At 42.7% G+C, this 25,909-nt stretch carries 24 protein-coding genes, 1 pseudogene and 1 riboswitch; of the genes and pseudogenes, 17 read left to right on the top strand and 8 right to left on the bottom strand.

Features of this window, described 5'->3' with window-relative positions; all coding sequences use genetic code 11:
• Window positions 1-4 precede the first annotated feature (4 nt).
• The 3 genes from selD (at window position 5) to AB5170_RS11080 (ending at window position 4,059) form a co-directional block, all read left to right on the top strand.
• Entirely contained in the window at window positions 5-1,153 is a 1,149-nt protein-coding gene (selD, locus tag AB5170_RS11090; protein WP_226837910.1) for a selenide, water dikinase SelD, read from the top strand.
• An 88-nt stretch (window positions 1,154-1,241) separates the two neighbouring features.
• Window positions 1,242-1,997, top strand: a complete 756-nt coding sequence (locus AB5170_RS11085; protein WP_118581426.1) for a formate/nitrite transporter family protein — start codon at window positions 1,242-1,244, stop codon at window positions 1,995-1,997.
• Window position 1,998: 1 nt separating this feature from the next.
• Entirely contained in the window at window positions 1,999-4,059 is a 2,061-nt protein-coding gene (locus AB5170_RS11080; protein ID WP_173771052.1) for a DNA topoisomerase, read from the top strand.
• Window positions 4,060-4,558: 499 nt separating this feature from the next.
• Here the strand turns inward: AB5170_RS11080 and AB5170_RS11075 are convergent.
• Window positions 4,559-4,885: pseudogene (locus tag AB5170_RS11075) on the bottom strand (DUF6783 domain-containing protein); the annotation flags it as partial.
• Between AB5170_RS11075 and AB5170_RS11070 the strand changes: the two are divergent.
• Window positions 4,823-4,984 (top strand): DUF6783 domain-containing protein, encoded by a 162-nt coding sequence (locus AB5170_RS11070; protein ID WP_306797080.1) that lies wholly within the window; start codon window positions 4,823-4,825, stop codon window positions 4,982-4,984. The pseudogene AB5170_RS11075 and the gene AB5170_RS11070 overlap by 63 nt on opposite strands.
• Before the next feature lie 59 nt (window positions 4,985-5,043).
• On the opposite strand, the gene AB5170_RS11065 is transcribed toward AB5170_RS11070, so the two are convergent.
• Window positions 5,044-5,787, bottom strand: coding sequence for a TraX family protein (locus tag AB5170_RS11065; protein WP_195409006.1), 744 nt, complete (start codon window positions 5,785-5,787; stop codon window positions 5,044-5,046).
• A 271-nt stretch (window positions 5,788-6,058) separates the two neighbouring features.
• On the opposite strand from AB5170_RS11065, the gene AB5170_RS11060 reads away from it, so the two are divergent.
• The 4 genes from AB5170_RS11060 (at window position 6,059) to AB5170_RS11045 (ending at window position 9,787) form a co-directional block, all read left to right on the top strand.
• The gene (locus AB5170_RS11060) at window positions 6,059-6,751 is read left to right on the top strand and encodes an iron-sulfur cluster assembly scaffold protein (RefSeq protein WP_118581434.1); all 693 of its coding nucleotides are present in this window, start codon (window positions 6,059-6,061) and stop codon (window positions 6,749-6,751) included.
• A 27-nt stretch (window positions 6,752-6,778) separates the two neighbouring features.
• Complete coding sequence (locus AB5170_RS11055; protein ID WP_118581437.1) at window positions 6,779-7,789, top strand: GGGtGRT protein; 1,011 nt, start codon at window positions 6,779-6,781, stop codon at window positions 7,787-7,789.
• Between the two features lie 460 nt (window positions 7,790-8,249).
• Window positions 8,250-8,732: a Cys-tRNA(Pro) deacylase gene (gene ybaK, locus AB5170_RS11050; RefSeq protein ID WP_118581456.1), complete on the top strand. Its 483-nt coding sequence runs from the start codon at window positions 8,250-8,252 to the stop codon at window positions 8,730-8,732.
• A 224-nt stretch (window positions 8,733-8,956) separates the two neighbouring features.
• Window positions 8,957-9,787, top strand: coding sequence for a hypothetical protein (locus tag AB5170_RS11045; RefSeq protein ID WP_173719454.1), 831 nt, complete (start codon window positions 8,957-8,959; stop codon window positions 9,785-9,787).
• A gap of 154 nt (window positions 9,788-9,941) precedes the next feature.
• Here the strand turns inward: AB5170_RS11045 and AB5170_RS11040 are convergent, their stop codons facing one another.
• Entirely contained in the window at window positions 9,942-11,582 is a 1,641-nt protein-coding gene (locus AB5170_RS11040; protein WP_118581462.1) for an ABC-F family ATP-binding cassette domain-containing protein, read from the bottom strand.
• A gap of 296 nt (window positions 11,583-11,878) precedes the next feature.
• On the opposite strand from AB5170_RS11040, the gene AB5170_RS11035 reads away from it, so the two are divergent.
• The 6 genes from AB5170_RS11035 to AB5170_RS11010 all read left to right on the top strand — a co-directional run bounded on the left by AB5170_RS11035 (window position 11,879) and on the right by AB5170_RS11010 (window position 18,386).
• Window positions 11,879-12,400: a shikimate kinase gene (locus AB5170_RS11035; RefSeq protein WP_148462237.1), complete on the top strand. Its 522-nt coding sequence runs from the start codon at window positions 11,879-11,881 to the stop codon at window positions 12,398-12,400.
• 154 nt (window positions 12,401-12,554) lie between these two features.
• Window positions 12,555-12,968 carry an Rrf2 family transcriptional regulator gene (locus AB5170_RS11030; RefSeq protein ID WP_118581465.1) on the top strand — a complete coding sequence of 138 codons (414 nt, stop codon included), beginning with the start codon at window positions 12,555-12,557 and terminating at the stop codon, window positions 12,966-12,968.
• A 202-nt stretch (window positions 12,969-13,170) separates the two neighbouring features.
• On the top strand, window positions 13,171-16,713 hold the full coding sequence (nifJ, locus tag AB5170_RS11025) for a pyruvate:ferredoxin (flavodoxin) oxidoreductase (RefSeq protein ID WP_148462236.1): 3,543 nt from the start codon (window positions 13,171-13,173) through the stop codon (window positions 16,711-16,713).
• Between the two features lie 337 nt (window positions 16,714-17,050).
• Window positions 17,051-17,500 (top strand): hypothetical protein, encoded by a 450-nt coding sequence (locus AB5170_RS11020; protein ID WP_237926004.1) that lies wholly within the window; start codon window positions 17,051-17,053, stop codon window positions 17,498-17,500.
• The gene (locus tag AB5170_RS11015) at window positions 17,491-17,739 is read left to right on the top strand and encodes a hypothetical protein (RefSeq protein ID WP_237926005.1); all 249 of its coding nucleotides are present in this window, start codon (window positions 17,491-17,493) and stop codon (window positions 17,737-17,739) included. Before AB5170_RS11020 ends, AB5170_RS11015 begins: the two co-directional genes overlap by 10 nt.
• Window positions 17,740-17,861: 122 nt before the next feature.
• Window positions 17,862-18,386, top strand: a complete 525-nt coding sequence (locus AB5170_RS11010) for a hypothetical protein (RefSeq protein WP_173719453.1) — start codon at window positions 17,862-17,864, stop codon at window positions 18,384-18,386.
• 16 nt (window positions 18,387-18,402) lie between these two features.
• Here AB5170_RS11010 and AB5170_RS11005 read toward each other — a convergent pair whose 3' ends face one another.
• The 5 genes from AB5170_RS11005 to folE form a co-directional block, all read right to left on the bottom strand.
• Window positions 18,403-18,567 (bottom strand): hypothetical protein, encoded by a 165-nt coding sequence (locus tag AB5170_RS11005; RefSeq protein ID WP_173772581.1) that lies wholly within the window; start codon window positions 18,565-18,567, stop codon window positions 18,403-18,405.
• 31 nt (window positions 18,568-18,598) lie between these two features.
• Window positions 18,599-19,432, bottom strand: coding sequence for a 2-amino-4-hydroxy-6-hydroxymethyldihydropteridine diphosphokinase (folK, locus tag AB5170_RS11000; RefSeq protein WP_118581489.1), 834 nt, complete (start codon window positions 19,430-19,432; stop codon window positions 18,599-18,601).
• A gap of 114 nt (window positions 19,433-19,546) precedes the next feature.
• The gene (gene folP, locus AB5170_RS10995; protein ID WP_118581492.1) at window positions 19,547-20,356 is read right to left on the bottom strand and encodes a dihydropteroate synthase; all 810 of its coding nucleotides are present in this window, start codon (window positions 20,354-20,356) and stop codon (window positions 19,547-19,549) included.
• A gap of 39 nt (window positions 20,357-20,395) precedes the next feature.
• Window positions 20,396-20,893 (bottom strand): HD domain-containing protein, encoded by a 498-nt coding sequence (locus AB5170_RS10990; protein ID WP_118581495.1) that lies wholly within the window; start codon window positions 20,891-20,893, stop codon window positions 20,396-20,398.
• Window positions 20,890-21,447: a GTP cyclohydrolase I FolE gene (gene folE / locus AB5170_RS10985; protein ID WP_118581498.1), complete on the bottom strand. Its 558-nt coding sequence runs from the start codon at window positions 21,445-21,447 to the stop codon at window positions 20,890-20,892. The genes AB5170_RS10990 and folE overlap by 4 nt, the downstream gene beginning before the upstream one ends.
• Before the next feature lie 251 nt (window positions 21,448-21,698).
• Window positions 21,699-21,795: riboswitch (THF riboswitch) on the bottom strand.
• A gap of 133 nt (window positions 21,796-21,928) precedes the next feature.
• On the opposite strand from folE, the gene AB5170_RS10980 reads away from it, so the two are divergent.
• From AB5170_RS10980 to AB5170_RS10970, 3 genes are all read left to right on the top strand, one after another.
• Window positions 21,929-23,716, top strand: coding sequence for an aminopeptidase P family protein (locus AB5170_RS10980; protein WP_173772583.1), 1,788 nt, complete (start codon window positions 21,929-21,931; stop codon window positions 23,714-23,716).
• Window positions 23,717-23,821: 105 nt separating this feature from the next.
• Complete coding sequence (locus tag AB5170_RS10975; protein ID WP_187565516.1) at window positions 23,822-24,283, top strand: 8-oxo-dGTP diphosphatase; 462 nt, start codon at window positions 23,822-23,824, stop codon at window positions 24,281-24,283.
• Between the two features lie 108 nt (window positions 24,284-24,391).
• Window positions 24,392-25,612: a serpin family protein gene (locus tag AB5170_RS10970; protein WP_148462226.1), complete on the top strand. Its 1,221-nt coding sequence runs from the start codon at window positions 24,392-24,394 to the stop codon at window positions 25,610-25,612.
• The last annotated feature ends 297 nt before the right edge of the window (window positions 25,613-25,909 follow it).

Below are 25,909 nucleotides of genomic sequence, written 5' to 3'. Positions count from 1 at the left end.
GTCCATGAGCGACAGAGAGCGAATCCGCCTTACCCAGTATTCTCATACATCTGGCTGAGCGGCGAAAGTAGGTCCGGGGACCCTTGCCCAGGTTCTGGGTAAGCTGCCGAAGTTTTATGATTCGAATTTACTGGTCGGAACGGAATCTTCCGACGATGCTGCTGTATATCGTATATCTGATGATCTGGCCATGATCCAGACCGTGGATTTTTTTACACCGATCGTGGACGATCCTTATACTTTCGGACAGATCGCAGCGGCAAATGCGTTAAGTGATGTGTATGCTATGGGTGGAGAGCCTAAGCTGGCATTGAATATTGCAGCCTTTCCTAATTGTCTTGATCCGGAGATTCTGGGCGAGATTCTGCGGGGAGGTGCAGACAAGGTAATGGAGGCTGGTGCTTCTCTTGCGGGAGGACACACGATTCAGGACGATGAGCCGAAATATGGCTTGTGCGTTACCGGATTTGTAAATCCTGCCTCAATGTGGAAAAATATTGGAGCAGAGACCGGAGATGTTCTGATCCTTACCAAGCCTCTTGGAACCGGAATTCTTTCTACTGCAGTGAAAGGAGAGATGGCATCTGAGGAAGAGACTGCCTATGCAGCTTCTGTGATGGCGACTTTGAACAGGTATGCCAGAGATAAAGTGGCAGATCTGCAGATTCATGCCTGCACGGATGTAACAGGTTTTGGTCTTGCCGGACATGCCCTGGAAATGGCGAAGGGAAGTGGGAAGACCCTTTGTATTTCTCTTGGTTCCCTGCCGATTATGAAAGGAGCACTTGACTATGCTTCTATGGGATTTATTCCTGTAGGTGCATACCGCAATCGGGAATTTGCAGGGGGAGAGTGCGAGTTTTCATGGAAGAATCACAGTGGGGAAAGCAGTGAGAATTTCTGGCTGGAAAAGACCAGGTGTGAAGCTGTGGAAAATGAAACAGGCAGAAGTGAAACCATCATAAATGAAGCAGAGCTTGCTGCCCGTGAGGATATAGTATTTGACCCGCAGACTTCCGGAGGGCTTCTCCTGAGTATAGATTCTCAGGATGCGGGCAAGGCAATTAGTCGACTGTCTTCTCTGTCGCTTCCCTGTGCTGTGATTGGACGGGTAATTAATTTACAAAAGAAACATCTTGTTTTTGTGAAATAGTTCCTAATTGATAAAAAATTATCAACTTCTATTGTGAAAAATACATCAAAGTGTTATAATTGTAAAAAACAATACGGAGGTGTTTTTTATGAACTATGAAGATGTGCAAAAACTTTCAAACGCAGCCAAAAACAAAATCGGGCTGCTGAACGGCAATTTCCTGAAGTACTTTCTTCGGGCTGTAATGGCTGGTTTCTTTATTGATGTGGCAGTTATTTACAGCAATGTTATAGGAAGTGTATTTTCAGGATCAGATCCTGCCTGGGGCAAGTTTCTTGGAGCTGTAGTGTTCTCCATTGCTGTTCTTCTGATCAGCCTGGTTGGCGGCGAGCTGTTTACCGGTAATAACATGGTAATGGCATTCGGCGCCTTCGACAAGAGTGTATCCTGGGGGGATGCAGGCAAGGTATGGCTGGTAAGCTACCTTGGCAATTTCGTTGGATGTGCAATTATGGCACTTCTTTTTGTAGGAGCAGGTGCATCCGGCTCAGCAGATTATTTCGCAGGCTTTATTAACAACAAGCTGACGATCCCTATGGGACAGATGTTCATGCGTGCAATTTTGTGTAACTTCTTCGTATGTCTTGGTGTACTCTGCGGAATTAAGCTGAAAAGTGAAACCGGTAAATTCCTTATGATCGTAATGTGTATCTCTGCATTCGTTTTCAGCGGATTTGAGCACTGCATTGCAAACATGGGAATTTTTGTAGTAAGCCTTGGTCTGGTAGATGGCCTTTCCGTTGGTCTCATGCTGAAGAGTATGCTGATCGTAACCATTGGAAATATGGTGGGAGGTGCTCTTTTACTGGCATGGCCATTAAGAAAGATGAGCGCAGATAAATAATATGTCAAAAGCTTTATACATAGCAGAGAAGCCCAGCGTGGCTCAGGAATTTGCGAAAGCTTTAAAATCTGGCGGACAAAGACGGGATGGCTATATCGAGTCTGATACTTGCGTGGTGACCTGGTGTGTGGGACATCTGGTCACCATGAGCTATCCTGAGAAATATGATATGAAATACAAAAGGTGGAGTTTAGATACCCTGCCTTTTTTGCCGCATGATTTTAAATACGAAGTGATACCTGGCGTGGAAAAACAGTTCCAGATCGTGAAAGGGCTTTTAAACAGACCTGATATTGATACCATTTATGTGTGTACCGACTCTGGGCGTGAAGGTGAATATATTTACCGCCTGGTAGCACAGATGGCGGGAGTGAAGGACAGGACGCAGAAGCGTGTGTGGATCGACTCCCAGACTGAAGAAGAGATTCTTCGGGGAATCCGTGAGGCAAAGGACATCTCAGAATATGATAACCTTGCCGCAGCCGCCTATCTTCGGGCAAAAGAAGATTATCTGATGGGAATTAATTTCTCACGTGTACTGACTTTGCGTTATGGAAACAGCGTAACCAATTATCTTGGAGGCAAATACCAGGCAATTTCCGTTGGACGGGTTATGACCTGTGTCCTTGGGATGGTAGTTCGCCGCGAGCGGGAAATCCGCGCATTTGTGAAAACACCTTTTTACAGAGTTGTGAGCAGCATTGCTCTTGAAGGAGAAAGCTTTGAAGGAGAGTGGAGAGCTGTAGAAGGCAGCCGCTATTTCCAGTCCCCTGTTTTATATAAAGAAAATGGTTTTAAGAAAAAAGAAGATGCCCAGAAGCTGATCTGTGAATTAAGTACACAGCAGCCTCTTATATGTACGGTGGAGAAGATTGAGCGAAAGAAGGAAAATAAGAATCCGCCTCTTCTGTTTAATCTGGCAGAGCTTCAGAATGTCTGTTCCAAACTGTTCAAGATCAGTCCGGATGAGACTCTTTCCATTGTGCAGGATCTTTATGAAAAGAAACTGGTCACATATCCCAGAACAGATGCCAGAGTTTTATCGACAGCTGTGGCAAAGGAGATTTATAAGAATATTTCCGGGCTTCGGAATTATCCTCAGGCCGGGGAAGCTGCGCAAGGTGCGTTAGAGCTTGGCGCATACAAAAATATCGCGAAGACACGTTACACCAATGACAAACAGATTACAGACCATTATGCTATTATTCCTACTGGCCAGGGACTTGGCGCACTAAAGGGACTTTCTCTGACAGCACAGCGGGTGTATGAGACGATTGTGAGACGATTTTTAAGCATTTTTTATCCACCGGCTGTTTATCAGAAGGTAAGCCTTGTGACGAAAATGGAGAATGAATCTTTCTTTTCTTCTTTTAAAGTTTTGCTTAGTGAAGGGTATCTGAAGATTGCTGCAAATTCTTTTGCAAAAAAGAGTATGGCAGAAGTTTCCGGAAAAACTCCCGAAAGTGAAGGAGAAGGTGAGGTTTCCTGCGACGAAGCTTTGTTAGCTGCATTGCAGAAACTGAAAAAGGGTGATATACTAAACATAAATGGTCTTGGTATCAAGGAAGGAGAGACATCTCCACCGAAACGATACAATTCCGGTTCTATGATCCTGGCAATGGAGAATGCAGGCCAGCTGATCGAGGATGAGGATCTTCGTTCACAGATCAAGGGAAGCGGAATTGGTACCAGCGCCACCAGAGCAGAGATTTTGAAGAAGCTGTTTAATATCAGATATCTGTCTCTGAATAAGAAAACCCAGGTGATCACACCTACCCTTCAGGGGGAAATGATTTATGATGTGGTAAACTGTTCTATCCGTCAGCTTCTGAACCCGGAACTGACTGCCAGCTGGGAGAAGGGACTTACCTATGTAGCAGAGGGATCTATTACAGAGCAGGAATATATGGATAAGCTGGAGCACTTTGTAAGGATTCGTACCAAACAGGTGGAGGACAGTCATTTTCAGTATGCGCTGAGGCAGTTTTTTGATGCAGCTGCGCAGTTTTATAAGAAGCCGGAGCGGGAAACTGCTATGAAAAAAAGGCAGAACACGCTCTGATACAGATTTGGGAATAAAGGAAATCATTCATTAAATTAGATTTATATGAGGAGGATGTATTATGTTAAAAGATTTTACCATCGCAAACATGCTGGATATGACCCAGACCATCGCAGGAGAGCTTTTCCAGGGGAAAACCTATCCGTGGGAAGTTCTTCCGGAGATTGGTGATTTCATTGTGAAATTGGGAAAAACATTGGATCCAGATGAATATGACTATCTGGAGGGGAATATCTGGATTGCGAAATCTGCCAAGGTTGCACCTACCGCCTGCATTAACGGACCAGCCATCATCGGCAAGAATACAGAAGTGCGCCACTGTGCATTTATCCGCGGCAAAGCTCTTGTAGGAGAGGGCTGTGTAGTGGGAAACTCCACAGAGCTTAAGAATGTAGTCCTTTTTAACAATGTGCAGGTTCCCCATTACAATTATGTAGGAGACGCTGTACTGGGTTACAAATCCCATATGGGTGCAGGTTCCATCTGCTCCAATGTAAAGTCAGACAAGAAACTGGTTGTTGTAAAAGACGGCGAGGAGAAGATTGAGACAGGACTTAAGAAGTTTGGTGCCATGCTGGCAGATCATGTAGAAGTTGGCTGTGGTTCGGTTCTGAATCCGGGAACTGTGATTGGAAGAAACACTAACATTTATCCGCTTTCTCCAGTACGTGGATGCGTTCCGGCAAACAGCATTTATAAGAATAAAGACGAGATTGTAACAAAGAATTAAACTAGAGCGTGTTTGAAAAAGGCTTTCTGCAAGATGTGCGTCACAATTTGTGGGAGATTTCGCCCGGATGAGGGCGCCGTAGCGGGCTACGGCAACCGAATTCGGGTGAAATCTCCCGCAAAGTGGGGCGTGCAGATTGCGGGAATGATTTTTCAAACAGGCTCTAGTATAATAAAATGGCTTGGCAGAAAATGAATTCTGTCAAGCCGTTTTTTCTGGACATGTCCATAAATAATTTTTATATCATAGCTGTTCTAAATTCCAAACCACATCTTGCGGATTACGGTCAGTATAGCAATATGTACCGGATAAAAAGCATAGAAGAGATATTTTACCCATTTCCCCTGAATAAATCCCCGTTTTTCATTGTACATATTCAAAGGAATAAAAGCAAAGCAAGCCTTCCATTCATAGATCAGCCAGCAGCTTCCAATAACTGCCTGTGCAGGTTTGTGCTGATGCAGCCAGTACATGATCAGGAGAAATACAAAGCCTTTATATCCGTAATCTGCTTTGAGAAAATAGGAGACTGCAAGAAGCAACAACATGCAGACAAGCTGCATGGAAGCATTTTTTTCAAAGTGTTCGACCAGGCAGAATGCAAGATATCCCAGAAATAAGGTGAAAAAAACGTTCTGCTTATCTGGATACAGCAGAGTGCCATTTTGTGCAAAATTCCATGGAATTTCTGAAATACAGGCGAAAATCAGAAGATTTCTTCCATATTTAAAGCGGTTATGGGTGTGAAGAAATCCTTCCACAAGCAGGAAACAGAAAATAGGGAAAGCTGCACGCCCCACGTCACGCATTACCCGGTATAGGGAATAAGTGGTGCTGCCTATTTGAAACCAGGGCGCAATGGCTGGCGGGTAGTGACGCAGAAGGAAAGAAGCGGTATGGTCGATCAGCATAATCGCCATAGCCAGCATCTTCAGGGCACTTCCGCTTAGGATTCTCAGTTTTTCGGGCATAAAAGAAGTTGAGGTTTGCGATGACATATCTATGTAAGTCCTCCTGTTTTGAATATAAAGTATTTCCGGATGTTTTTTGCCATGAAAATTCCAGGTGGCAGCTGTGATCGGAATGTTCTTATGTAGTTTATCATGAAAATAAAATTTCTACAAGACAAATCCAATAAATGGTACTGACAATTTTTTCGTAAATTTTGCAAAATATGACTAGACGAATGAAGGATTTTGTGAGAAAATAACACTAGGTTGTTAGGTCTTTAACAACGATTAAGTAATCAACACTGAAAGGAGTCTTAAAATGATTTACACTACTGAAGTTGAAAACATGTGCCCAGTAGCTAAGGGTGCAAAACATGAGCCAGCTCCGATCCCGGAAGAAGGCCAGTGGGTCCATGCAAAGAAAATTGAAGATATCTCTGGTTTTACACATGGTGTAGGCTGGTGTGCTCCTCAGCAGGGTGCCTGTAAACTGTCCTTAAATGTTAAGAATGGTGTAATCGAGGAAGCCCTTATTGAGACAATCGGATGCTCCGGTATGACACATTCTGCAGCTATGGCAGCAGAGGTTCTTCAGGGTAAGACAATTCTTGAAGCATTAAATACAGACCTTGTCTGTGATGCAATCAATACAGCAATGAGAGAACTGTTCCTTCAGATCGTTTACGGACGTACTCAGAGTGCTTTCTCTGATGACGGTCTTGCTGTTGGTGCAGGTCTTGAGGACCTTGGTAAAGGCCTTCGTTCCCAGGTTGGTACAATGTACGCTACCAAGGAAAAAGGAGTTCGTTACCTGGAAATGGCAGAGGGCTATGTAACAGGTATTGCTCTTGACGAAGACAACGAAGTAATCGGATATCAGTTCGTTTCTCTTGGAAAAATGACTGACTTTATCAAAAAAGGTGATGATCCTAACACTGCATGGGAGAAGGCAAAAGGTCAGTATGGCCGTGTAGCTGATGCTGTTAAGATTATTGACCCAAGAAAAGAGTAAGCCACAAGCGAAAGGAGACGAACAGAAATGGCATTATTTGAAGGATATGAGAGAAGAATTGCTCAGATCAATTCTGTATTAAATAGCTATGGAATCAGCTCTATCGAAGAAGCTGAGAAAATCACAAAAGACGCTGGTCTTGATGTATATGACCAGGTTAAGAAAATTCAGCCGATCTGCTTTGAGAATGCTGCATGGGCTTACACAGTAGGTGCTGCAATCGCAATCAAGAAAGGCTGCAAGAGAGCTGCTGACGCTGCTGCAGCTATCGGAGAAGGACTTCAGGCTTTCTGTATTCCTGGATCTGTTGCTGACCACAGAAAAGTAGGTCTTGGACATGGAAATCTTGGTAAAATGCTCCTTGAGGAAGAGACAGAGTGCTTCTGCTTCTTAGCAGGACATGAGTCTTTCGCAGCTGCTGAGGGTGCTATCGGTATCGCTGAGAAAGCAAACAAAGTACGTCAGAAACCATTACGTGTTATCCTGAACGGACTTGGAAAAGATGCTGCCCAGATCATTTCCCGTATCAACGGATTCACATTTGTTGAGACAAAATACGATTACAAAGAAGCTAAATTAAACGTAATCTATGAGAAGCCATATTCAAACGGACTTCGTGCTACTGTAAAATGCTACGGTGCAGATGATGTTCAGGAAGGTGTTGCTATCATGCATCACGAGAACGTTGGTGTTTCCATCACTGGTAACTCCACTAACCCGACTCGTTTCCAGCATCCGGTTGCAGGTACATACAAGAAAGAATGTATCGAGCAGGGTAAAAAATACTTCTCCGTTGCTTCCGGCGGTGGTACAGGACGTACTCTTCACCCAGACAACATGGCAGCAGGTCCTGCTTCCTACGGTATGACAGATACTATGGGACGTATGCACTCTGATGCACAGTTCGCTGGATCCTCTTCCGTACCGGCTCACGTTGAGATGATGGGTCTTATCGGAATGGGTAACAACCCGATGGTTGGTGCTACTGTTGCTGTAGCTGTTTCTGTAGAGGAAGCTGCTAAGGCTGGTAAGTTCTAATAATTGAATAAACTATAATTGCTATGCAGCAATGAAATTGGGCATTCTGTACAAAATACAGGGTGCTCATTTTTTATCCGCAAAGTCAACACGCAGACCCTGCCCACGTCCTGTTCACATAAGTAATTCCGTATGGGCAAAATGTGGGTGAAATTCTGAATGCATAATATATAATGTGGGTGCTAAAATTTGACTTCTACTCACAGAAATTTTCACAAACCCATCAAATCTCCCTCACAATTTCATCACAGATTCCAGGTATATTAATAATCAAACAAAGGCGATAACCTTTTTAATCGTATAGATCATATTTTCTTTTTCATACTTGCCAGGACTTTTTGATAAGTCCTGGCCCTCCTTTTTTTCTGGGGCAAAATCAGCCCGACAGATTCCATTGACGAAAACATAATTCTATGGTAAAACTTTACTATGCCAATACATTACAGGAGGTTGACCCGAAATGGCAAAAGAAGCAAAGACAAATGCAATGCGAATGCTGGACAGACAGAAGGTAAAGTATGAAACACTTGCTTATGAATGTGATGAATTTATTGATGGAATCCATTGTGCGGATATTACAGGAGCACCTTATGAGCAGTCCTTTAAAACGCTTGTGATGGAAGGGAAAAGCGGCGGATATTATGTATTTGTAGTTCCGATTGAGAAAGAAGTGGATCGTAAGGCAGCTGCCAAAGCAGTAGGAGAGAAGGCAGTTGATATGATCCATGTGAAAGATATTACGAAGATCACAGGCTATGTTCGCGGTGGCTGCAGCCCTATTGGAATGAAGAAACCTTTTCCCACGGTTTTTGATGCTTCGGCAGGAAATTTTCAGGAAATTTATGTAAGCGGGGGGAGAATCGGCCTGACCTTGAAAGTGCCGGTAGCGGATCTTCTGAAAGTGACAGGCGGCAAACTGGCTGCAATCACAGCAGAAGAGTAAGAAACATATATTTTACAGAAAACAAAGCGAAATATGCTAAAATACTTATAAAGAAAACACTGCATGCTGCTATATGTCAAATGCCTTTTTCAAACACACTCTGGCACAGTCGGCAGTGCGAATCAGAAACAAATGATAAAGTGTTCCTGATAAGGGTTCGGTAAGCAAAAGCCACCAGCAAATGTATTATATTAAGCTCGCCAGACGAGCAGCAAGGAGGATTTATGAGAGAAGGAAAGAAGTTTAAGAAACTATTGATCGGGGTCGCAGCGGCTGCTATGACCATGCTTTGTACCTTGCCGGTATCAGCGGCAACTAAATCGTTTAAACCGATCACAGTAAAAGCAGGCAGATGTATTCATTTATTGAATACCAATATTCAGTCAAATGCGATTACGAATTACAGTTACCGCATTCAGCCGCAGAGTTCCGGCACCAGATATGATATTGTATATGCATATGGCGGAGAAGCAGAAGCTTTGAAGGGCGCCAGAACAGATTCCGGCCAGATCATTAACAACACATACATTAAGAGCAGCACCTCTTCCAATCAGGGAATGATCGCCTGCCTTAAGGTTACATCAGGTTCTGTGAAGCTTAGCGTGAAAATTACCTCACCGAATGCCAAGAGCAAGATTACAGCAGCATACCAGAGTTCCAGTCACAGTCCATTGAAGAACACAAGGACCATCAAGAAAGGTCAGTGGATCAAGATGACAAGAACCGGAAGCAATCTTTCTACTTTACCATTAATTGTTGCGGCTAAAAAGGGTGCTAACATTAATCGCAGATTAAACACAACCTCTTATGAAAATTACAGCTTCAAGTCCAAGTATGTGGCATTCAGACGCTACACCAATAAGAAGGGCGGCAAACTCTATAAGAGAAAATATCTGACTACCAATGGAAGCACCAAGTATCATTTTATGCTGATTCCACAGAGCTCTGCCGGAAGATCTTATACAGGTGTTCTGACCACGAAGAAAGGCAATGTAACTTATTACTATCCGTCTGATTATATCAAGGTAAGCGGATATGCAGGAAACAGTAAATAAACCCTGAACCCATTTTCAAACATGCTCTAGAAAAGCAAACAGCAATATCTGCGAAAAGCTCCTCCTGTCAGTTGATTTGACAGGAGGAGCTTTTTAAGAATGTGTTTGGAAAATTTGCGTCGTATATCTTGCGGAAAGACTTTTCAAACGCGTTTTAATTATCCTGAGCGTCTTCTTCAGTAATCTCAAAGACATGGCGCTTTTTAGCCATCTCATCACTTGCAAGATATTCGTCATAAGTAGTGATCTTGTCAATCATAGTACCATTTGGAAGGATTTCCATAATACGGTTTGCAGTTGTCTGAACAAACTGATGATCATGAGAGGTGAAAAGAATTACCCCCGGAAACTTGATCAGACCATTGTTCAATGCAGTGATGGACTCCATGTCCAGATGGTTGGTAGGCTCATCCAGAATCAGGATGTTGGCACCGGAAATCATCATTTTGGAAAGAAGGCAGCGAACCTTCTCGCCACCGGAAAGTACGCGGACACGTTTCACACCATCCTCACCAGGGAAGAGCATACGTCCAAGGAAACCACGCACATAAGTGGCGTCCTTGATCTCAGAATACTGTGTCAGCCAGTCTGTGATCGTAAGATCGTTATCGAATTCCTGAGTATTGTCTTTGGGAAAATAAGCCTGGGTGGTAGTGATTCCCCATTTGTAATTACCTTCATCCGGTTCCATTTCTCCAGTGATGATCTTGAAGAAAGTAGTGATCGCCTGCTCATTGGCACCAACGAAAGCAACCTTGTCCTCACGTCCAAGAGTGAAGGAAATGTTATCCAGAACCTTCACGCCGTCAATGGTTTTGGAAAGATTTTCGACCATGAGAACTTCATTTCCAATTTCACGGTTTGGGCGGAAGTCGATGTAGGGATATTTACGGCTGGAAGGACGCATGTCATCCAGCTGGATCTTCTCAAGGGCTCTCTTACGGGAGGTTGCCTGCTTGGACTTGGAAGCGTTAGCGCTGAATCGGGAAATAAATTCCTGGAGCTCTTTGATCTTCTCTTCTTTTTTCTTGTTTGCTTCTTTCATCTGCTTGATCAGAAGCTGGCTGGATTCATACCAGAAATCATAGTTACCTGCGTACAGCTGAATTTTACCATAATCAATATCAGCAGTCTGTGTACAAACCTTGTTCAGGAAGTAACGGTCATGGGATACCACGATAACAGTATTATCAAAATTGATCAGGAATTCTTCAAGCCACTCAATCGCGGGAAGATCCAGATGGTTGGTAGGCTCATCCAGCAGCAGAATGTCAGGATTTCCGAAAAGTGCCTGTGCAAGAAGAACCTTGACCTTCATGCTACCGGTCAGGTCAGCCATCTGTGCATAGTGGAATTCAGTGTCAATTCCAAGACCGTTCAGAAGAGTAGCAGCATCGGATTCTGCTTCCCATCCGTTCATCTCTGCGAATTCACCTTCAAGCTCGCTGGCACGGATTCCGTCTTCGTCGGTAAAATCCTCCTTGGCGTAAATGGCTTCCTTCTCTTTCATGATCTCATAGAGACGAAGGTTACCCATAATTACAGTGTCGAGAACTGTATAGGCATCATATTTGAAGTGATCCTGCTGTAAAAAAGAGAGACGCTGTCCTGGTGTGATCACAATGTCGCCCTTGGTAGGCTCCAGCTGACCGGAAAGAATCTTCAGAAATGTAGATTTTCCTGCACCGTTGGCGCCAATAAGTCCGTAGCAGTTTCCTTCTGTAAATTTGATATTAACATCTTCGAAAAGAGCTTTCTTTCCAACTCGCAAAGTAATATTGTTTGCTGAAATCATATTTTCCTCCTATATTAAAACGTTATCCTTATAAATACACATATAATGATAAGTATAGCCGATTTTCATTTTATCGTAAACTGGCAAATTTGCAACAATTATTTCTTGTTTAAAGGCTGTTTTACAGCAGAAACATGGAGAAAACTCACAAAATCCAAAAACCTTAGACTTTACAAAAAAAAAAGCCGCTGTTATAATGGCTGAATATAATGCCAGAATGAATAAAAGCACCGGAAGTTTTTTCTAAAAGGTGGTGTACGGTGCTGCTTCCCTGGCATTCAACTGGAGGAAAAATTATGCCGAAGAAACAGATATATCTTACCGGTTTTATGGGAACCGGTAAAAGTATGATCCTGAATTGCCTGCATGAGGTATGCGGTTTTGACAAAATTGAGATGGATGAGCAGATTGTTCAGGAACAGGGAATGAGCATTCCAGAAATTTTTGAAAAAAAAGGGGAAGAATATTTTCGGAATCTGGAGACCGAACTTGTAAAAAAAATTTCTGCCATGGATAATATCGTAGTATCGTGTGGCGGAGGAACTGTAATGCGTCAGTGCAATGTAGATGAGATGAAGAAGAATGGAACGATTGTTCTTTTGACAGCAGAACCAGAGACTGTTTACGAAAGAGTGAAAGGCAGCCACAACAGACCTCTTCTGGAAAAAAATATGAATCCGGAATACATAAAAGAATTGATGGAGGCAAGGCGTCCCAAGTATGAAGCTGCTGCAGACTTTGTTATAAAAACAGACAATCGGACAGCGGAAGAAATCTGCCTGGAAATAAATAAACGTCTAAAAACAGTCGATAACTAAAAATAGTGTGAAATTAATGTTAAAAAAATTAAAAAACTATTGAAATAGAAGTTGAAAATTGCTATAATTTGAACATACTGGGAGGGGAAGAGAAGAAAAGGGACATAATATAAGAATCAGTATGATTTGTGTCCAGTAAGGAGAAGGTACAGACATGTTTATTACAAGAGAGTGCGATTACGCAGCAAGAGTTCTTCGGGCACTGTCAGGGGAAACTCGCCTTAGCGTTAATGAAATCTGCGAGAAGGAATCCATTACCGCTCCCTTTGCCTATAAGATACTAAAGAAACTTCAGAAAGCCGGTATTGTGAAAGGATATCGCGGAGTCCATGGTGGATATGCCATGAATAAATCACTTGGTGAACTGACTCTGTTTGACGTATATAAGGCTATTGACCCGGATTTGTTCATTATAGAATGTATGGCTTCAGGTTATGAGTGTCCAACAGATGGAAAAGGAGATCATCTTCCTTGCTACATGCACAGAGAACTCTGTGAGATTCAGCAGGGGGTGTGGGAAATGCTTAAGAGAAAATCCCTTCAGGAAGTTCTCATGCCGGAAATGTAATATGCTAAAAAGCTGGTCAGACTCCATAAAGGAGTATCTGGCTGGCTTTTTTTATGCTTACTGGTAATCTTTGTATGTGATAATATACAAAAATCAAAATAGACATCATTGGAAGATTATGCTATAATGTCATATGGACTTTTAGACACATGGTGTCTAGAAATATTATTTTCATCATACCTTTAAGGAGGAAAAACAAACTATGGCAAGAAAGATGAAAACCATGGATGGTAACCATGCAGCCGCTCATGCATCATACGCTTTTTCTGATGTAGCTGCAATTTACCCGATCACCCCTTCATCTGTTATGGCTGAGGCTACAGACGAGTGGGCAACCCAGGGAAGAAAGAACATCTTTGGACAGGAAGTACAGGTAACAGAGATGCAGTCTGAGGCTGGTGCTGCTGGTGCAGTACACGGATCTCTTGCAGCTGGTGCCCTTACTACTACCTATACAGCATCCCAGGGTCTGTTACTGATGATCCCGAACCTTTACAAGATTGCTGGTGAGCAGCTTCCGGGTGTATTCAACGTATCCGCTCGTGCACTTGCTTCCCACGCACTTTCCATTTTCGGAGATCATTCCGATGTTATGGCCTGTCGTCAGACTGGTTGTGCAATGCTGTGTGAGTCTTCCGTACAGGAAGTTATGGACCTTACTCCGGTAGCACACCTTGCAGCAATCAAGGGAAAAGTTCCGTTCATCAACTTCTTCGACGGATTCCGTACATCTCACGAGATCCAGAAGATTGAGACATGGGACTATGAAGACCTGAAAGATATGGCAGATATGGACGCTATCCAGGCATTTCGTGATCACGCACTGAATCCGAACCATCCATGTCAGAGAGGTTCCGCTCAGAACCCGGATATCTTCTTCCAGGCAAGAGAGGCATGTAACCCATACTACGATGCTCTTCCGGCAGTCGTACAGGAGTACATGGACAAAGTTAACGCTAAGATCGGTACTGATTACAAGCTGTTCAACTACTATGGAGCAGCAGACGCAGAGCACGTTATCGTAGCTATGGGTTCTGTAAATGATACAATCGAGGAGACAATCGACTACTTAATGGCAGCTGGCAGAAAAGTTGGTGTTGTTAAAGTTCGTCTTTACAGACCATTCTGCGCACAGGCTCTTATCGATGCTATTCCTGAGACAGTTAAACAGATCACAGTTCTTGACAGAACGAAAGAGCCAGGAGCTCAGGGCGAGCCTCTGTATCTTGATGTTGTTGCTGCACTTAAGAACAGCAAATTTGACGGCGTTAAGATCTTCACCGGACGTTACGGACTTGGTTCCAAGGACACAACACCGGCTCAGATCGTAGCTGTTTATGACAATACTGAGAAAGAGAAATTTACTCTTGGTATCGTTGATGATGTTACAAACCTTTCTCTTGAGACAGGCGCTCCGCTTGTAACTACTCCAGAGGGAACAACAAACTGTAAGTTCTGGGGACTTGGTGCTGATGGTACTGTAGGTGCTAACAAAAACTCCATCAAGATCATCGGTGACAATACAGATATGTACGCTCAGGCATACTTTGATTATGACTCCAAGAAGTCAGGTGGTGTTACAATGTCCCACCTTCGTTTTGGTAAGAAACCGATCAAATCTACCTACCTGATCCACAAAGCAAACTTTGTAGCATGCCACAATCCGTCCTATGTGAACAAATATAACATGGTACAGGAACTGGTTGACGGCGGTACATTCCTTCTGAACTGTGCATGGGATATGGAAGGTCTTGAAAAACATCTTCCAGGACAGGTTAAGGCATTCATCGCTAACCACGGTATCAAATTCTACACCATCGACGGTGTTAAGATCGGTATTGAGACTGGCATGGGACCAACACGTATCAACACAATCCTTCAGTCCGCATTCTTCAAACTTACCGGAATCATTCCGGAGGAGCAGGCTATCGAGCTTATGAAGGCTGCTGCGAAAGCAACATACGGACGTAAAGGTGATGATGTTGTTCAGAAGAACTGGGCAGCTATCGATGCTGGTGCTAAGCAGGTTGTTGAGATTCAGGTTCCAGAGAGCTGGAAAGATGCTGCAGACGAGGGTCTTCATATGACTCACGCTACAGAAGGACGTCAGGAAGTTGTTGATTTCGTTAACAACATCCAGGCTAAGGTTAATGCTCAGGAAGGTAATACACTGCCTGTATCTGCATTTAAAGATTATGTTGACGGTACTACACCATCCGGTGCTGCTGCATACGAGAAACGTGGTATCGCTGTAAATATCCCTGTATGGAATCCGGAGAACTGTATCCAGTGTAACAGATGTGCTTATGTCTGCCCGCACGCAGTTATCCGTCCGGTAGCTCTTACAGCTGAAGAGGCTGCAAATGCTCCGGAGGGAATCAAGACATTACCAATGACTGGTATGAAAGATGAGTATCAGTTCACAATGACTGTATCCGCTCTTGACTGTACAGGATGTGGTTCCTGTGCGAATGTCTGCCCAGGCAAGAAAGGTGCTAAGGCACTTGCTATGGAAAACCTTGAAGCAAACATGGGAGAGCAGAAATACTTCGATTACGGTGTAACTCTTCCGGTTAAAGAAGACGTTATCGCTAAATTCAAAGAGACAACTGTTAAGGGAAGCCAGTTCAAACAGCCGCTTCTTGAGTTCTCAGGAGCTTGTGCTGGATGTGGTGAGACACCTTACGCCAAACTGATCACCCAGCTGTTTGGTGACAGAATGTACATTGCAAACGCTACAGGATGCTCCTCTATCTGGGGTAACTCCTCACCTTCTACACCATATACCGTAAATGCTAAGGGACAGGGTCCTGCATGGGGCAACTCCTTATTTGAGGATAATGCTGAGTTCGGTTATGGTATGCTTCTTGCTCAGAAAGCTATCCGTGATGGCTTGAAAGCAAAAATTGAAGATGTTGTAGCTAACGGTGACAATGCAGACGTTAAAGCTGCTGGTCAGGAATGGCTGGATACTTTCGCATGCGGTGCTACCAACGGTGCAGCAACAGAGAAACTGGTTGCAGCTCTTGAGGCTTGCGGATGCGACAAGGCAAAAGACATTCTTACACAGAAAGACTTCCTTGCTAAGAAATCCCAGTGGATCTTCGGTGGTGACGGATGGGCTTACGATATCGGATTCGGTGGTGTTGACCATGTTCTCGCAAGTGGACGTGACATCAACGTTATGGTATTCGATACAGAGGTTTACTCCAACACAGGCGGACAGTCTTCCAAGTCTACACCTACAGGTGCAATCGCACAGTTCGCAGCTGGCGGTAAAGAGACCAAGAAGAAAGATATGGCTTCTATCGCAATGAGCTATGGTTATGTATATGTTGCTCAGATCTCTATGGGAGCTGACTTCAACCAGGCTATCAAAGCAATTGCAGAGGCAGAGGCTTATCCGGGACCATCCCTTATCATTGCATACGCTCCATGTATCAACCATGGTATTAAGAAAGGTATGTCAAAAGCTCAGACAGAGGAAGAGCTTGCTGTTAAGTGTGGATACTGGCACAACTTCCGCTTCAATCCAGCTGCTGAGGGAAGCAAGTTCAGCCTTGATTCCAAAGCACCGGATATGACAGATTATCAGGAATTCCTGAATGGCGAGGTTCGTTACAACTCCTTACAGCGTCAGAATCCTGAGAAAGCTGCCAGACTGTTCGCTAAGAACCAGTCCGAGGCTAAGGCAAGATACGAGTATCTGCAGAAGTTGATCACTCTGTACGGAACAGAGGAATAAGAATTACCCGCGGCAAGTCCGCATTATAAATATATAATATAAACATGTAATATAAACATGTAATGTTTATTATGTCGTAGCGTAAAGTGAGCCTGCGATACTGCCTAAAAAGGGTGGTATCACAGGCTTTTCTTGTGTGGATTAAATTCTGGGTGGCTACGGTGACTGACGTAGGCGCAGCAGATGAAAAATCAGACAAGTCAATATGGCGGTTACTTAATATTCGATGTACCCGATCGGTTCAGTTACTGTCAGAAGTGCTAGTGCAAATAGGAAAGCATTCACGTATAATGAAAATAACAAAAAACACGATAATAACAAGAAGGGAGATGTTTTTATGAACAAAAAAATGAGACTGTGGGTGGCTGGAACAGTTGGAGTCTTAATGACAGGCCTGATGAGCGTGAATGCTTATGCACTTGAAGAAAAGGATGTTATTGGAACCTGGTATGTAAATGAGCTTTCCATGGGTGGAGACATTTTGTTTCATCCAGGAGTAATGGGAATGGAAGTGACCGTGGATATTAAAGAAGGCGGTCAGATGGAAACCATAACGTCCTACAGTGGGGAAGAACCAGAGGCAGATCAATCAGAGTGGAAAATAGAAAATGATAAATTGTTGATGACTTATAGCGATCAAACGGTAGAATGTGAGTATGCTGATGGCAAAATAACGATAACTGCAGATGGAACGACAATGATCCAGCGGAAGCCTACTGCTATGATTTTTCAATATATTATGATTGGGATGAGTATCAATCAGAGTATGATTATTCATTGGATATAAATATTGCCAGGGACTTGATTGCGCAAACAGACGAAGGTAGTTATTACCTTGGTCTTGGAATGTCCCTGTGGTATACCGGTACGGAGGAGTATATTGAGGGAAGAAACTGTCCGGTATTTGTTATAGGGACAGATCATGAGGAACATTTTACAAAAGAAAAATATTATGCGGCAGGAGATAATGTGGTTTATTATTACGATCCGTTAGGCGATGCGTGGCTTTTGCTGGGAGCTGGCTGACAGACGGATTTGGGTATATGCTGACAGAAGATTCATCAGGGCGTGCAGATTGCAGGAATGATTTTTTAAACAGGCTTTCGTATATAACAGAGATTGATTAATTGGGGAAAGAGGAAACAGACATGAATGATTTTTTAACAGAAAAGAATAAAAAAACAGGAGTGTTAGGAAAACTGAAATGGGTTCTTTGTGGCTTCTGTATACTTTTTACTCTGGGAGCTATTGGCGCAGCAGAGAAATATATTGGTGAAGGACGCTGGGGAATGGCAGCAACGGAGATTATACTGGGATTGTTATTTTTGTATCCCACCTTCCGGGAAATCCAAAAAGCATTGAAGAAGAAAAAAGCCAGAGAAATAGCCTGTTGGTTTGAATCTTATGCCCAGAGCACGCTCTCATTTGAGAAGTTTGAGACTGAGATGGGAAAAGATGCTGTAAGGAAATTGGAAAAAATGATTGCCAAAGGGTATATTCGAAATATTCAGATAGACAGAGAAGAAAATTATATATTGATTACTGCACCAAACAGACGTGTGAATGAGAAGATTTATATTACAGTTACCTGTCCCAGCTGCGGTGCAAAGAATCAGATAATAAAAGGGCGCCTGTGCAACTGTGAATATTGCGGACAGCGTCTCACTTCCTGACAGCAGATGCGAATTATTACACAAGGGGCTGCCTGTTTTCCGGCAGCCCCAATGTTAGATTGTCACTTGTTAAGTTGGTTGAACCGCTGTATACGGAACCGTACGGTGGCGTGATAGCACGGATTACGAATGCGGTCGGCAGCTGTGGGAGCGTCATAGGCGCGGAACAGCTGACTTTCATATGTGATGTCTCCGGTAGGCGACATGTTCGTTTAGCGGCAAAGAAGAATATTTAAAAGCTGTGAAATTGTCTGATTTAGTACAGGATGCCTGAGGTAAGGGGCAATCTGGTTCATAGGAGCCAGCACAAAGTCACGATTCTGCATATCCGGATGGGGGATGTGAAGATCTGCAGTATCAATGATTTCCTGATCATAAAAGAGAATATCCAGATCCAGAGTACGAGGACCCCAGTGAATAATACGTTCCCGGTTTGCCTCCTGTTCCAGCTGATGAAGACGTTCCAGCAATTCTTCCGGTGAAAGAAGGGTACGCATTTTCAAAACTCCATTCAGAAATTCATCCTGATCGGTAACACCATAAGGTTCTGTTACAAGATAATCAGAAACGGCCTCTATCCGGCATCCTTTTGTTTTTTTCAAACCACGTATCCCATTGTCGATGAACAGCTTTTTATCTCCCATATTAGAGCCAAAAGCAATGTATGCAGTATGCCATTTTCTTGTGATTTCCACAGATACGGTTTTCAGTGGAAGACCAACAGGAGCCCATGGCTTTTCAATTTTCAGTGTGATCTGTTCCAGACCGGAAAGAGAGTCGAGCAGCATCTCTGCAAGATTTTCTGCAAGTGCTTCCAGAAGCTTAAAAGTATGTTTTCTGGTGAAATCTGTAATCATGTGGCTGACTTCTCCGTAATTGATAGAAGCAGACAGATCGTCCGTTAACCCGGCCTGACGTGTGTGGGTAAAGAGGGTGGCAGAAATAACAAATTTTTGTCCAAGTACATTTTCTTCCGGATAGACACCATGGTTGGCAAAAATTTCCAGTTCTTTAATTTCTATTTTATCAAATCTGGTTTCATCCATAACAGTTGTTCCTTTCTGTTGACTATTTACAATTTTGAGGAATTTGAACGCAATCGTTTCGCGACTGCGTTCATGAGCAAGTAGCAAAGCGGATTGCGAATGTCCTCTTTACTCTCAATTACAACCCCAAATTGCTTCTGTCATCTGGATCACGCGTCTGTTCTCCTTGACATCATGAACACGCACAAAAGAACAGCCCTTCATCACACCAATTACACTGGTAGCCAGTGTTCCCTCTACACGCTGGTCTACAGGCAGGTCAAGTGCCAGTCCGATCATCGACTTGCGTGAGGTGCCAAGAAGAACCGGAAAGCCCAGATTCTTAAAAAGCTCCAGATGCTTCATAGTTTCCAGATTCATCTCAAATGTTTTTCCAAACCCAACCCCTGGATCGAGAATGATTTTCTCATCTTTGATTCCTGCTTTTCTTGCAAGATTGACACATTCCTGTGTCTCAGAAAGCATATCAATGAGAAAATTGTTATATTCTGTATTGGACTTATTGTGCATGAGACAGCATGCAGCATCATATTTGGCAATTACAGCGCCCATTTCAGAATCATATTTTAATCCCCAGATATCGTTGACCAGATCTGCACCGGCCTGAATCGCACTTTCTGCCACGCTGCTTTTGAAGGTATCTACAGAAATGGGAATGTCAAAACGTTTTCTGACCGCTTCGATAACGGGCAAAACTCTCTGAGCTTCTTCCTCTGCACTGACCGGCGTGTGTCCGGGACGCGTAGACTCCCCGCCAATATCGATAATATCCGCACCATCCGCGATCATGGCTTCTGTATGCCGCAAAGCTTCATCTAAATGATTCCATTTCCCGCCATCGGAAAAAGAATCAGGAGTAATATTTAAAATTCCCATTATATAAGTGTGATTTTGTGTATCAAAAAAACGATTTCCAATTTTCATAAATAGAAACCATCCTTTCTGTTAGATTTTTTAGAAGGCTTAATATTCAATTGTCAGATTTTTTTTCTCAGAAGGCCAGTAACATTCTGAAGCTGCTGAACAGGAAAAACAATTTCTGGACTTTTTATCAGCCTTATATAGCAGCATAGCCAATACATTATCAGATCCATCCGTCCTGTGCTGACTGATCGCAGATAATATTTCCTCTTTTTCCTGCTCTGTAAAATGCAGATCGGCCAGAATCTTTCCGGCTATTTCAGCTCCTGCAATGTCATGAGAAATACCCGACAGATATTGCTGCGCACGGCCAATGTCATGAAGAAGAGCAGTGGCATAAATGATTTCCCTGGACAGATTAAGCTTGTTTTCCAGAGAATAAATATACATCAGCCTGGCAACATCCAGAAAGTGTTCCGGCGTATGTCTGCAGAAAATACGATCTTTTTCAAGCTCCTGTATTTTCTCACAGTGCTTTTGATAAAGGGGATGCCGCCAGATTAAAGAAATACGGTTTGTTTCAGAAAAAGAACTGCTCATTTTCCGACCATGGAAAGGAACATTTTCTGCAGCTCCTTATCTTCTTTGAAGGCTCCGCGGGTTACAGTCGTAATTGTTTTGCTTCCTGGCTTTTTAACGCCTCGCATGGTCATGCAGGTGTGTTCTGCTTCCAGCATAACCATAATTCCCTTCGGAGAGAGGGCACGCTCCAGAGCGTCCGCAATCTGTACTGTGAGGCGTTCCTGGATCTGCGGTCTTCTGGCATAAACCTCTACCGTACGTGCCAGCTTGCTTAACCCTGTGACTTTTCCATCGGGAATATAAGCCAGGTGCGCCTTACCATAAAAAGGCATCAGATGATGCTCGCACATAGAGTAAAAAGTAATATCTTTTTCCAATACGATCTCATTATTTTCTACTGGAAACTGCTTCAGTAAATGGTGATCTGCTTCCTGATCGAGACCACCGTAAATTTCCTCGCACATACGTGCAATTCTGTCGGGAGTATCAATCAGTCCCTCCCGGGTAATATCCTCACCGATTCCTTCCAGAAGCAGGCGGATGGCCTGTTCTACTTTTTGTTTGTCAACCATTAAAAATAACCTCCTTTGTATTTGATTGCGGAGACTATCCTTTTTTGATAAAACCGGGGAAGGATTTTCGAATTCGAATATCTGCCTGCTTAATACGCAAAAAAGGATATCTCCAATTGTGATAGAATGTATGTCGAAAACATTCCCTTGAGCCTGTTAAAAAACGTTTCCACAAATCGCAATGTGCATCTTGCAGAAAGCTCCTTTCGGGCAGGCTCTGACACAATATGAGATATCCCTCTTATAGTGCTTGCAACGGGTGCGGATAATATACCGTAAGACGTGCTTTTCGTTTCAGTGACAACTCCCCATTCACCGAACACTTGACGCATAAAATCCTATTTTGCATATCATTCATTTCGAAAGTTAGTATATCACGTCTTTTGGGAATAGAAAAGTGTTTTTTCTTAAACAGGTTGCGAAAGGGTAACGTGGATATTATAATAGGAATAGACAAAATTCACTGGAAGGAGTCAGTTTTATGACAGTTAAAGAACGAATCACCGCACTTCGGGAAGTAATGGCAGAGAAGAAAATAGATGCTTATCTTGTTCCCACAGATGATTTTCATGCATCTGAATATGTAGGAGAATACTTTAAGTGCAGAAAATATATTACAGGTTTTACCGGATCTGCCGGCAGAGCAGTCATCATGCAGGATATGGCTGGATTGTGGACAGATGGAAGATATTTCATCCAGGCGGCCGCACAGCTGGAGGGAACGGGTGTAGAGCTTTTTAAAATGGGAGAACCAGATGTTCCCACTGTGCACCAGTTTCTGGAAGAAAAATTAGGCGAGGGAATGTGCCTTGGTTTTGACGGAAGAACCGTCAGCGCCGAAGAAGCAGATGAACTGGCCGAACTTCTTGCAAAAAAAGGAGCCACTCTTCAGACGGATTCTGATCTGGTAGGAGAAATATGGGAAGATCGTCCGGCACTTTCCTGCGAACCGGTTATGGAACTGGATGTAAAATGGGCAGGCGAATCCCGTGCTGACAAATGTGGAAGAATCCGTAAATCAATGGAAGAGAAAGGTGCAGATGGATTTGTACTGACTTCTCTGGATGACATTGCATGGCTGCTGAATATTCGTGGCGGCGATGTACATTGCTGTCCGGTTGTTCTCTCTTATTTGGTCATGACCAAAACAGAAATCAGGCTGTTTGCAAATGAAAAAGCATTTTCGGCTTCAATTCTGGACGCATTATCTAAGGATGGCGTAACCATTTTGCCCTATGACAGCATTTATGAATATGTAAAAACATTTGAGAAAGACATGACAGTTCTTCTTTGTAAAAAGAAAGCCAACTGTCGTCTGGTAAACAGTATTCCGAAGGAAGTAACGATTCTGGATGAAGCCAACCTGACTTTTCTTCCAAAATCAATTAAAAATCCAGTAGAAGTAGAAAATGAACGTATCGCTCATATCAAAGACGGAGTTGCGCTTACCAAATTCATCTGCTGGCTAAAGAAAAATGTTGGCAAAATTCCAATAACAGAGTTAAGCGCAGGAGAGAAGCTGTACAGCTTCCGTGCCCAGCAGGAGAACTTTATCGACAACAGCTTTGACCCCATTATTTCTTATGGCATTCATGCTGCAATCAACCATTATTCTGCAACATCAGAGACAGATATTGCCATTGAGCCTGGCAATTTCCTTCTGGCAGACACAGGCGGACACTATTACGAAGGTACTACAGATACCACCCGCACAATTGTTATGGGCTCTGTGAATGACGAGCAGAAGAAATATTTTACCGCTGTTTTACGTGGCATGCTGAACCTTGGAAATGCCAAATTCCGTTATGGCTGTACTGGTGTAAATCTGGATTATCTGGCGCGTGGTCCGTTATGGGAAATGGGACAGGATTTTAATCATGGAACAGGACATGGAGTTGGTTATCTTCTGAATGTTCATGAAGGACCAAACAGCTTCCGCTGGAGAATTATTCAGGGAGATAATGCAGTACTGGAAGAGGGTATGATCACATCAGATGAGCCTGGATACTATGTGGAAAACCAATATGGAATCCGCCACGAAAACCTGCTCGTATGCAAAAAAGCAGAGAAAACTACATTCGGCCAGTTCATGTGCTTTGAACATCTGACTATGGTACCGTTTGATCTGGATGCTGTTGTTCCCGAGCTGATGACTGTGCAGGAACGGGCACTTCTTAATAATTATCATACACAGGTATATAAAAAGATTTCTCCATATCTGGAAGAAGAGGAAAAAGAATGGCTGAAAGAAGCTACACGCGAAATCTAAAGCTAATCATTTAAAACAGTAAACAGGGGCATGTATAAAACTGATATGCATCGCCCCTGTTTTATATTTCACAGAAAAAAGCAGCGCCTGCGGGAAGGAGAATAAATGACAATAACTACTTTATGCTATATCGAAAACGATGACAAATATCTGATGCTTCACAGAGTAAAAAAGCAAAATGACATAAATAAAGGCAAATGGATTGGTGTAGGTGGACATACAGAAAATCAGGAATCCCCTGAAGAATGTCTTCTGCGTGAAGTAAAAGAAGAAACAGGACTCACACTTACTTCCTACAAATTTCGTGGCCTGGTAACCTTTATAAACAGCGAATGTGAATCTGAGCTTATGTGTGTATTTACAGCCGATGGATATACCGGGGAACTGATTGAATGCAATGAAGGCGAACTATGCTGGGTTGATAAGAAAATAGTGCCAGAGCTTCCTACATGGGAAGGTGATAAAGTTTTTCTGAACCTGCTTCTTTCAGAGGAAAAACGTTTTTTCTCTGTTAAACTACAATATGAGGGAGAGCTGCTTGTAAATACGGAAATTCGCTTATACTAAATGAAAATTAATATAACAGAAAGAAGAAACAAATATGTTAAAATAAAACAAAAACTTGCAGAAAACCTTTGCAAAAAGGACTTCATCGACCGTACAAGGAGGTTATACATGAATAAAATAAAACTTTTTGCCGGAGCACTGACGTTCATGACAACCATGGCTCCTCCAATCCATGCATATGCTGCCACAGCCAGTCACGCAGAATTAAATGCAGCTGAAAAGAACATTGATCTTGATAAATCAGTTAATCTGCAGAATTCTATTAACCTTACAGATGAAATAGCCAAAGAAAATCAGGATTCCAATATAATGTTCAGCCCCACAAGCCTTAACTTCGCCCTTGGCATGATTGCAGAAGGTGCCAAGGGCGAAACGAAAAACGCATTAAATGAATATTTAGGAACCGATGATTTTGCAGCATATGCCAGAAAGTATATGAATGTAATTAAAAGCTATAATACAGAAGACGAAAATTATGGTTATACATCGAAATTAAAAATTGCAGATGCTTTATGGGTAAATCGGGGACTGACTCTGCAGGACCAATTTCAAAAAAATGCAGAAGATAATTTTGAAGCAGAGGCGGAAATTCTTGATTTTTCTGATAAAGAAAACACATGCAATACTATTAATGCATGGTGCAATGAAAATACAGATGGGCTGATTCCGGAAATTATGAAACCTGACATGCTTAATGAAAACAGTGAATTGTGTCTCACCAATTCATTGTATTTCGAATCCGGATGGTCCCAGGATCCATGGGATGTTTCTGATGAAAAAGAAAAATTCGGCGATAACGAAGAAACAAAGTACATGACAAGCATCGGTGATAATTACTATGAAAATGATGCGGCAACAGCATTTGAAAAATACTATGCAAATAATCTGAGTTTCATTGGAATTTTGCCGAAAGCAGAAGGAGATTTTACTCTTGATGAGCTGGATATTGAAGGTCTTCTGGAATCAGAACCGGAATACGATGAAGTTAATTGTAAAATGCCTAAGCTGAATTTTGAAACAACCGCTGAGTTAAGTGATATCCTCAGTAGAATAGGACTTGAGAATGTTTTTTCGGACGATGCTGATTTTTCAGGCATTGCAGATAAAGCGGTCCATGTCAGTTCTGTTTTACAGAAAACAAAGCTGGAACTAGACGAAAATGGAACTAAAGCTGCCGCTGTGACTGCAGTGACAATGGAGTGCATGTCTGCAATGGATACGGATCCGATTATAAAAGATGTTGAGTTGACACGGCCATTTGCATTTCTGATCTACGACAGTGCAAATGAGGAAGTGCTGTTTATGGGAAAAGTTCTAACGGTACAGTGACAGAAATTCTTCCATTATGAAAACAATTTAATTAAAAAGTGAAAGAAAATATATTTGATGTATATTATGGCGTACTTGTTATGATAGGACTTTTCAGATTGAGTGTTTTATTGGGCTGCAATATGGAGATTGCTGCGAAAAAATCTAAAAGATTTTTGTAAGATTTTGTAAAAAGTGCTTGACGATTCCTTGCGGCAGTGGTATAGTAAACAAGCTGTCACAAGGAATTGCTTCTGAAATACTGAAAAATAAAATAGTTTTCAGAAAATTCAAATTAACTGTTGACAATCGACTGAA

It is taken from the genome of Ruminococcus sp. RTP21484sp1_RTP21281st1_A8_RTP21281_210402 (assembly GCF_040914025.1).
GTDB classification, from domain to species: domain Bacteria; phylum Bacillota; class Clostridia; order Lachnospirales; family Lachnospiraceae; genus Blautia_A; species Blautia_A faecis.
Note: the sequence above shows the minus strand (reverse complement) of the source record. Positions and strands in the feature narration are given on the sequence as shown.